Source organism: Mycolicibacterium sp. SMGY-1XX, from assembly GCF_059132455.1.
Genome location: NZ_CP101139.1, coordinates 7259306 through 7267506, shown reverse-complemented (window position 1 = coordinate 7267506; position 8201 = coordinate 7259306). Strand labels below are relative to the sequence as shown.

General features: G+C 65.6%; 10 protein-coding genes. 9 read left to right on the top strand and 1 reads right to left on the bottom strand.

The features are described 5' to 3' along the window. The first annotated feature begins 611 nt into the window (after window positions 1–611). From rpmH to NL241_RS34645, 9 genes are all read left to right on the top strand, one after another. Window positions 612–755, top strand: a complete 144-nt coding sequence (rpmH, locus tag NL241_RS34685) for a 50S ribosomal protein L34 (protein ID WP_005142265.1) — start codon at window positions 612–614, stop codon at window positions 753–755. A gap of 22 nt (window positions 756–777) precedes the next feature. Next, the gene (gene rnpA, locus NL241_RS34680) at window positions 778–1134 is read left to right on the top strand and encodes a ribonuclease P protein component (RefSeq protein WP_494396416.1); all 357 of its coding nucleotides are present in this window, start codon (window positions 778–780) and stop codon (window positions 1132–1134) included. After that, window positions 1131–1436, top strand: a complete 306-nt coding sequence (gene yidD / locus NL241_RS34675) for a membrane protein insertion efficiency factor YidD (protein ID WP_487692068.1) — start codon at window positions 1131–1133, stop codon at window positions 1434–1436. Before rnpA ends, yidD begins: the two co-directional genes overlap by 4 nt. Then, a complete protein-coding gene (gene yidC / locus NL241_RS34670) occupies window positions 1429–2535 on the top strand; it encodes a membrane protein insertase YidC (protein WP_494396415.1) in 1107 nt (368 codons plus the stop codon). The genes yidD and yidC overlap by 8 nt, the downstream gene beginning before the upstream one ends. Before the next feature lie 126 nt (window positions 2536–2661). Beyond that, entirely contained in the window at window positions 2662–3219 is a 558-nt protein-coding gene (locus NL241_RS34665) for a Jag family protein (protein WP_487692067.1), read from the top strand. Window positions 3220–3270: 51 nt separating this feature from the next. Beyond that, window positions 3271–3969 (top strand): 16S rRNA (guanine(527)-N(7))-methyltransferase RsmG, encoded by a 699-nt coding sequence (gene rsmG / locus NL241_RS34660; protein WP_487692066.1) that lies wholly within the window; start codon window positions 3271–3273, stop codon window positions 3967–3969. Then, a complete protein-coding gene (locus tag NL241_RS34655) occupies window positions 3966–4913 on the top strand; it encodes a ParA family protein (RefSeq protein WP_494396414.1) in 948 nt (315 codons plus the stop codon). Before rsmG ends, NL241_RS34655 begins: the two co-directional genes overlap by 4 nt. Next, entirely contained in the window at window positions 4910–5893 is a 984-nt protein-coding gene (locus NL241_RS34650; protein WP_494396413.1) for a ParB/RepB/Spo0J family partition protein, read from the top strand. The genes NL241_RS34655 and NL241_RS34650 overlap by 4 nt, the downstream gene beginning before the upstream one ends. Before the next feature lie 319 nt (window positions 5894–6212). After that, window positions 6213–6974: an acetyltransferase gene (locus NL241_RS34645; protein WP_487692063.1), complete on the top strand. Its 762-nt coding sequence runs from the start codon at window positions 6213–6215 to the stop codon at window positions 6972–6974. Here the strand turns inward: NL241_RS34645 and NL241_RS34640 are convergent. Further along, window positions 6961–8187 carry an N-acetylmuramoyl-L-alanine amidase gene (locus tag NL241_RS34640; protein ID WP_487692062.1) on the bottom strand — a complete coding sequence of 409 codons (1227 nt, stop codon included), beginning with the start codon at window positions 8185–8187 and terminating at the stop codon, window positions 6961–6963. The two genes, NL241_RS34645 and NL241_RS34640, sit on opposite strands and share 14 nt — an antisense overlap. Between the last annotated feature and the right edge of the window lie 14 nt (window positions 8188–8201).

Genomic DNA, 8201 nt, shown 5'->3' with positions numbered 1-8201 from the left:
CGACAGATCCCCCCTGGCTCAAACTTCCCAACTTTCACGCGAAACTCACCTGGCCGACAAAACTGTCCACAAAGTTATCCACAGATGTGGACAGGACGGTTGTCCTCGCCTGGCAGTCTAGCGGCGACAGGACGCGGGTTCGATTCACAGACGGGCCCGGCTGTTGACCAGGGCGGAGACGTCCGCGAGGTAGACGACCCGGGATCCTCGCTTCGTTGTCTGGGGCCGTCCCGGTCGGAAACGGCATTGGCAGAAGCTAACAGTTTTATCTCAGGGTGCCAACCGTTCTACAACATTCCGTAAAGCTTCCGGCAGCGTGCCGGCGCGGGACCGGCGGGGACCGTTGTGAAGGTGGTGTTTTCGGTACTCAGCGGCTCCCTCAGGGCCGGCAGAGGTCCCTGTACGAGCAGGTTTGACCCAGCGCAAACACGTCAGTACCCTCGAACAGTCGCCCGAACGTCGGCGGCACGGCAGCGAACCCGGATTGGTTTGTCGATCCGTGTGAACCGCGCCGGTTACGAGCAAGACGCATGAGCTTACCAACGGCCATCGTGCTTGCCTGCAAACGCAGGTGGAGTGTCGGTGGCCAGACGCAACAAGGAGAGACAGCCGTGGCCAAGGGCAAGCGGACCTTCCAGCCGAACAACCGGCGCCGCGCACGGGTGCATGGATTCCGGCTTCGGATGCGCACGCGCGCCGGTCGCGCGATTGTCACCGGACGGCGCCGCAAGGGGCGTCGTTCGCTGACTGCCTGATCCGATACGGGCAGTCGGGACGTTGCTCCCCGCGCGGTATCGGATGACCCGGTCCACCGACTTCGGCACCACCGTCAAGCGGGGAGTCCGGGCAGTTCAGCCTGACATCGTCGTCCACGTCCGTCGGGACGAGGGCAGCGCCGACGGCCCCCGGGTCGGTCTCGTCGTCTCCAAATCGGTCGGTTCGGCGGTGACGCGACATCGCGTCTCACGGCGACTGCGTCACGTGGCCCGGCATGTCATCGACACCCTGGATCCCGGTGAACGGATCGTCATCCGCGCGTTGCCCAGTAGCGCGCATGCTCTTTCGGCTCAACTCGAGCAGCAACTCCGCAACGGCCTGGAGCGGTCCCACAAGGTGATGGGCGCCCGCCGGTGAGCACTCGCACACGACGCGCGACACAGCTCCCGCTCCGCTCGTTGATCTTCCTCATTCAGCTGTACCGGCACACGGTGTCCCCGCTGCGGTTACCGACGTGCCGGTTCACGCCCACCTGTAGCCAATACGCCGTCGACGCGTTGACCGAATTCGGTCTCGTCCGGGGGAGTTGGTTGAGCGCGGTCCGCCTCGCGAAATGCGGTCCGTGGCATCGGGGAGGATGGGACCCGATACCCGAACGCCATCACAGTGCTCCAGACCCAGATGCCGTGACCGGCGGCAGAAACGAGTCGTATGTTTAATTGGTTCAGCCTGGACATCATCTACTACCCGGTGTCCGGGATCATGTGGCTCTGGTACAAAGCGTTCGCGTTCCTGCTGGGGCCGTCCAACTTCTTCGCCTGGGCGCTGGCGGTGATGTTCCTGGTCTTCACCTTGCGTGCCATTCTCTACAAGCCGTTCGTCCGGCAGATCCGCACCACGCGGCAGATGCAGGAGTTGCAGCCACAGATCAAGGCGCTACAGAAGAAGTACGGCAAGGACCGTCAGCGCATGGCGCTGGAGATGCAGAAGCTGCAGCGCGAACACGGGTTCAACCCGATTCTCGGCTGCCTGCCGATGCTGGCGCAGATCCCGGTGTTCATCGGTCTGTTCCACGTGTTGCGCTCGTTCAACCGCACGCAGGGGGGTTTCGGGCAGCTGCAACTCTCCGTTGCCGAGAACGCCCAGACCGCGAACTACTTCTTCAGTGCGGCCGACGTCCGCAACTTCCTGGACGCCAACCTGTTCGGTGCGCCGCTGGGCGCCACCATGATCCAGACGACGGGTCTGGACGCGTTCACCGAGTTCAACCGGGTGGCCGTGATCCTGGTGGGTGTGCCGGTCATGATCGCCGCCGGTGTGGCCACCTACTTCAACAGCCGTGCCTCCATTGCGCGGCAGAGTCCGGAGGCTGCGGCCAACCCGCAGACCGCGATCATGAACAAGCTGGCGCTGTACGTGTTCCCGCTCGGCGTCACCGTCGGTGGTCCGTTCCTGCCCCTGGCCATCATCTTGTACTGGTTCGCCAACAACATCTGGACCTTCGGCCAGCAGCACATCGTCTTCGGCCGCATCGAGAAGGAAGAAGAGGCCAAGAAGCAGGAGGCGATCGAGCGTCGCGCGGCCAACGCCCCGGCACCGGGTGCGAAGCCGAAGAAGAAGTCGCCGGGCGCCGCTGGAGCGGCCACCGCTTCGGGTGAGGTATCCGACTCGACCACCGCCGAGGGCGCGGCAGAATCGTCGGACAAGCCGGTGAGCGACAACGGCAGCGCTCCCAAGACCAACACCGCTACGGGTAGTGGCGCGGGCCAGAACCGAACGCCGCGGCCGGGAGCCAAACCCAAGAAACGGAAACGTTGATCATCAGTTGCCGCTGAGGCCAGAGCACGGCCTCCCGGACAGCTTCAAAGACCGACACTGTGGTGCTGTGCAGGATCACCGGCATCGTGTGGAAGCCACAGTGTGACTGAGAGGGATGGAAGACACATGACTGAAGCCGACATCACCGAGCAGCCCACCGACACCGAGACGGATGCGGCGGTGGAAGCGACCGCTGACGGTGAGAGCAAACCGGGTGATCTCGAGGAGCGCCTTGTCGCCGAAGGCGAGATCGCGGGTGACTACCTCGAGGAGCTGCTGGACATCCTGGACTTCGATGGCGACATCGACCTGGATGTGGAAGGTAGCCGCGCTGTGGTGAGCATCGACGGCGGCGACGATCTCGTGAAGCTGGTGGGGCGCAAGGGCGAAGTGCTCGACGCGCTGCAGGAGTTGACCCGGCTCGCTGTGCATCAGAAGACGGGGGAGCGCAGTCGGCTCATGCTCGACATCGCCAGCTGGCGTCGCAAGCGTCGTGAGGAGCTTGCCGCGCTGGGCGACAAGGTGGCCCGCCGGGTACTGGAAAGCGGCGAACGCGAGCAGCTGGCTCCGATGACGCCGTTCGAACGCAAGATCGTGCACGACGCAGTGGCCGCCGTCTCGGGTGTGCACAGCGAGAGCGAGGGCGTGGAGCCGTCGCGTCGCGTGGTCATCCTCGTCGACTGACCGTAGTTACATCCATGTAGTTCTCAGATTCAAGCGCGTCGAACCGGGAGGATGTTTCACGTGAAACACGACGGTACGGCGACGGGGCCAGCGGTGGCCGCCGAGGTGTTCGGCGAACGGCTGCCGCTGGCCCAACGCTATGCGGAGATGCTCGCTACCGACGGAGTGGAACGCGGCCTCATCGGCCCCCGCGAGACCGATCGGCTGTGGGACCGTCACCTACTCAACTGCGCGGCGGTCGGCGAGCTGATCGCGCGGGATGCGCGAGGAGCTGATGTCGGCAGCGGTGCCGGGCTGCCCGGGATACCGTTGGCGATAGCGCGGCCCGATCTGGACCTGACGCTCATCGAACCGATGCTCCGGCGGACGGTGTTCCTGGAGGCCGTGATCGACGAGCTCGGGTTGACGACGGTCCAGGTGTCACGGCACCGGGCAGAGGAACCGGCGGTCCGCGCTGCAGCAGACTTCGACTTCGTCACCTCCCGGGCCGTGGCATCCCTGGACAAGCTGACCCGATGGACGGCGCCCTTGCTCAAGGCGGGCGGCATGATGCTCGCGCTGAAAGGGGATCGTGCGGAAGCCGAGATTTCCGAGCACGGTCAGATGATGGCTTCGTTGGGCATTGTCGATGCAGAGGTGATGAGATGTGGCGGGGAGTATCTAGATCCGCCGGCGACCGTGGTCGTCGCGCGGCGGGCAGCAGAGTCCAAGGACCGGCAGCGGAAGCCGTCGGGCAGGAGGGGTCGATGACAGTGTCACACTCGGGGAGCTCGTCCCACACTGATGTTTCACGTGAAACGTGGGGGACAAGTCCGGGCGACTCGGATACCCCTATCGGCGCTGCGGCCGAACGGGCGATGCATGTCCTGCACAAGCAGAAGCACCTACCGCGCCCCCTGCAGCGCCGGGTGTTCACCATCGCCAATCAGAAGGGCGGCGTCGGCAAGACCACGACGGCGGTCAACATGGCCGCCGCGCTGGCGGTGCAGGGACTGAAGGTTCTGGTGATCGACCTCGACCCGCAGGGCAATGCGAGCACCGCCTTGGGGATCGAACGTCGGCAGTCCGGCACACCCTCGTCGTACGAGGTATTGATCGGCGAGATTCCGTTACACGAGGCCCTGCAGCAGAGCCCGAACAATCACCGGCTCTACTGCGTACCGGCCACCATCGATCTTGCCGGCGCGGAGATCGAACTGGTGTCGATGGTGGCACGCGAGAACCGATTGCGGAACGCGCTCGCCGAGTTGGCAGAGTCGGACTTCGACTACGTGTTCATCGACTGCCCACCTTCTTTGGGACTGCTGACCCTCAACGCGTTGGTGGCCGCTCCCGAGGTGCTGATCCCCATCCAGTGCGAGTACTACGCGCTGGAGGGTGTCTCGCAGTTGATGAACAACATCGAGATGGTGAAGGCGCACCTGAACCCAAGCCTCAACGTCACCACCGTGCTGCTGACGATGTATGACGGGCGCACGAAGCTGGCCGATCAGGTGGCCGATGAGGTACGGCGGTACTTCGGCGACAAGGTGCTGCGCACCGTGATCCCACGCAGTGTGAAGGTGTCGGAAGCCCCCGGCTACAGCATGACGATCATCGATTACGACCCGGGTTCGCGCGGGGCAATGAGTTATCTGGACGCCAGCCGCGAGCTCGCTGAACGCGGCGCCGCCTCACCGAAGGGACAAGCATGAGCCAGCCGTCACGACGCAAGGGCGGTCTCGGCCGCGGCCTGGGTGCCCTCATCCCCACGGGCCCGGCCGACGGCGAGCGTGATGCACTGAGCCCGAAGCTGGGCAGCGCCGCGGCCGATGTGTTGATCGGGGGACCGCCGGCTCCCGCCAACGAAGCCGGCGCTGTGTACCGGGAGATCGATCCGGCGGCCATCGAGCCGAACCCTCGGCAGCCGCGTCAGGTCTTCGATGAAGAAGCGCTGTCCGAACTGGTGCACTCCATCAAAGAGTTCGGGCTGATGCAGCCCATCGTGGTGCGCGCCCTTCCTGTCGACGGTCCCGGTGCACCCGCGCGGTACCAGTTGGTGATGGGGGAGCGGCGTTGGCGAGCCGCACAGGAAGCGGGCCTGTCCACCATCCCGTCCATCGTGCGCGAGACCACCGACAACGACATGCTGCGCGACGCGCTGCTGGAGAACATCCACCGGGCGCAGTTGAACCCGTTGGAAGAAGCGGCGGCGTACCAGCAGCTGCTCGATGAGTTCGGGGTCACGCACGATGAACTGGCCTCGCGCATCGGACGATCGCGCCCCTTGATCACCAACATGATCAGGCTGCTCCGGTTGCCGATCGCCGTACAGCGTCGGGTGGCCGCGGGTGTCCTGTCCGCCGGCCACGCCCGCGCGCTGCTCGCTCTGGAAGCGGGTGCCGAGGCGCAGGAGGAGCTGGCCGCACGCATCGTCGCCGAGGGATTGTCGGTCCGGGCCACCGAAGAAGCCGTCACGTTGGCGAACCGGGGGGACGGACCGTCCCCGGCGGCTCCGCGCCGCAAGCCGATCCAGATGCCGGGGCTACAAGATGTCGCGGAACGGCTGTCCGGTACCTTCGACACTCGTGTGACCGTCAGCTTGGGGAAGCGCAAAGGCAAGATCGTGGTGGAGTTCGGATCCGTGGACGATCTGCAGCGGATCGTCGACTTGATGGGCCAAACGAAGTCGTGACAACGCCGAAAACCCGCGACCGGTCACCCCAGGTAGAAACGTCACTGTGACGACAGCTCTGCGCCGGGCCCGAGAGTTGGGCTGGTACAACGGAAAGCTGTTGCACTGCTTGCGGTTTGGCCAACATGTCCAGCAGAGTCGCGGGATCGGGTCGGCTCCTGGCCGAGGAGTGGTCTTCTCTCCTATCCTGGAAGGGCTCGGTACATGGTCCGACTCGTCGGCCGGCTCGCACGGCCCCACGCAAGGGGGCAGTGACGGCGGTCGCGATGCCGACGTCGTAGGGCGCATGTCCGCACCGCAGAAAGGCCGGGGAAACTAAGTGTCTGCTCGAATATCGCCGCTACGCCTGGAAGCGTTCGAGCAGCTGCCCAAGCACGCGCGGCGATGCGTGTTCTGGGAGGTGGCCCCGGAGACGGTCGGGGGAGAAGACCACCTGACCGATCCCGAATTCGAAAAAGAAGCGTGGCTGTCGATGGTCATGCTCGAGTGGGGCTCCTGCGGGCAGGTCGCCACCACCGTTCCGGCCGACGAGGACGCCGACAGCGAACTGCCATGTCTGGGATATGTGCTCTATGCCCCGCCGCATGCGGTGCCACGAGCACTGCGCTTTCCCACCGCACCGGTGAGCGCCGACGCGGTGCTACTGACATCGATGGCAGTTGAGCCGGGTTCGGCAAGCGACGGGTTGGCGCACAGTCTGGTGGCGCACGTGGTCACCGAGATGGTCCGCCGCGGCGTGCGGGCCCTCGAGGCGTTCGGCCGCACCGCGGACGCGGCCGAACTGCTGGATCCGGCGACCGCGGATCACACTCTGGACGCCGCCGTGCTCGCGCTGGGGGACTGCGCATTCGATCAGTGCATGATCGAGGCCGACTTCCTGCAGGAGGTCGGCTTTGTGGTGGTGTCCCACCACCGGTATTTTCCGCGCCTGCGTCTGGAACTCGACAAGGGGCTCGGTTGGAAGGCCGAAGTCGAAGCGGCGCTGGAGCGACTGCTCGAGAGCTCGCAGTTACAGGCCCCGGTGGGCGCCTCCGCCGGCGCCTGCGTCAGTCAGAAAACGGCGCAGATCACGAACCGCTGAAGCGCCCGGCCGCCTGACCCATCGCGGCTTCGTGTGCCAGCAGCTCGGCGAACGTGAAAGTTCCTGTGGGACGGTCGTTTTTGCCGAGCAGATACAGCCGCTTGACCGCCGCGAGAATACCTTCGGCGATGGCGTCACGGGTCTGGGGAGACACCAGCATCGCCCGGTCGCGGGGGTTGGTGATGTAGCCGATGTCCACCTGCACGGTGGGCATCCTGGTCAGCCGAAGCAGGTCCCAGGTGCGGCCATGCGTCCGGCAATCCCGTAACCCGGTGCGCGCCACCACTTCTCGTTCGATGAAGCTGGCCAGGTTGCGGCCGATGGTGGACACCGAACCGTGCGAGTTGCCGAAGTGGAAGGTGGCCACGCCATTGGCGGCGGGGCTGGCCTGGGTGGCGCAGCGCAGGCTGATCATCAGATCAGCGCCGACGGCGTTCGCGGTGGCCGCGCGTTCGGCATCCGAAGGGCTGTGGTTGGCCGGGCGGGACAGGAACGTCTCCATGCCGATGGCCGTCATCCGGCCTTCGAGCCGACTTGCCAAGTCCCACAGCACATCCGCTTCGCTGATCGGGCCGTCCGGGCCCTGGGTGATCAGCCCGTGATCGGCACCGCCTCGGCCCGGGTCGATGATGATGCGCTTGCCGGACAGCTTCGGGCCGGACCGGCGCACCAGCTCCTCTTCGCGGATGGCGTGCGGTGAGCCGCCGGTGACCCGGGAACCCAGAAAGTACAACGAGCGCAACGTTTCCGGGCCGCAGATACCGTCGGAGGCCAGGCCGTACTCGCGCTGGTAGGAACTGAGCGCATTGTGGGTCTGCAGGCCGAAGTGGCCATCGACCATGCCGGTGTAGAAACCGAGATCCTGCAGGCGGGCCTGGAGGGTGGCGACATCGTCGCCGTACATCGGTGCGCCGAACTGGTGGTGCAGAGTGCGCGCCCCCAACCGGTAGGACGCCTCCTTGAGCGCGCGGTAGGTGGCCTCGCCCACGATCCCGTCGACCAGGAGTCCACGGCGCTGTTGGAAGGCTCGCACGGCGTGGTCGAGATCGGCGTCGAAGACATCGGGGGCGACATGCCGGCCGGTGGTCAGGTCGTCGTCGGGATTCTCGACCAACCCGAGCGCGGAGAGCGCCGCCCGGATTTCGGCCACTGCGACACCACGATCGCCAAGACGCAGAGCGTCACCGGCTTCTGCGCGGCGCGGAGTCGACATGTGTGGGCCCTTCG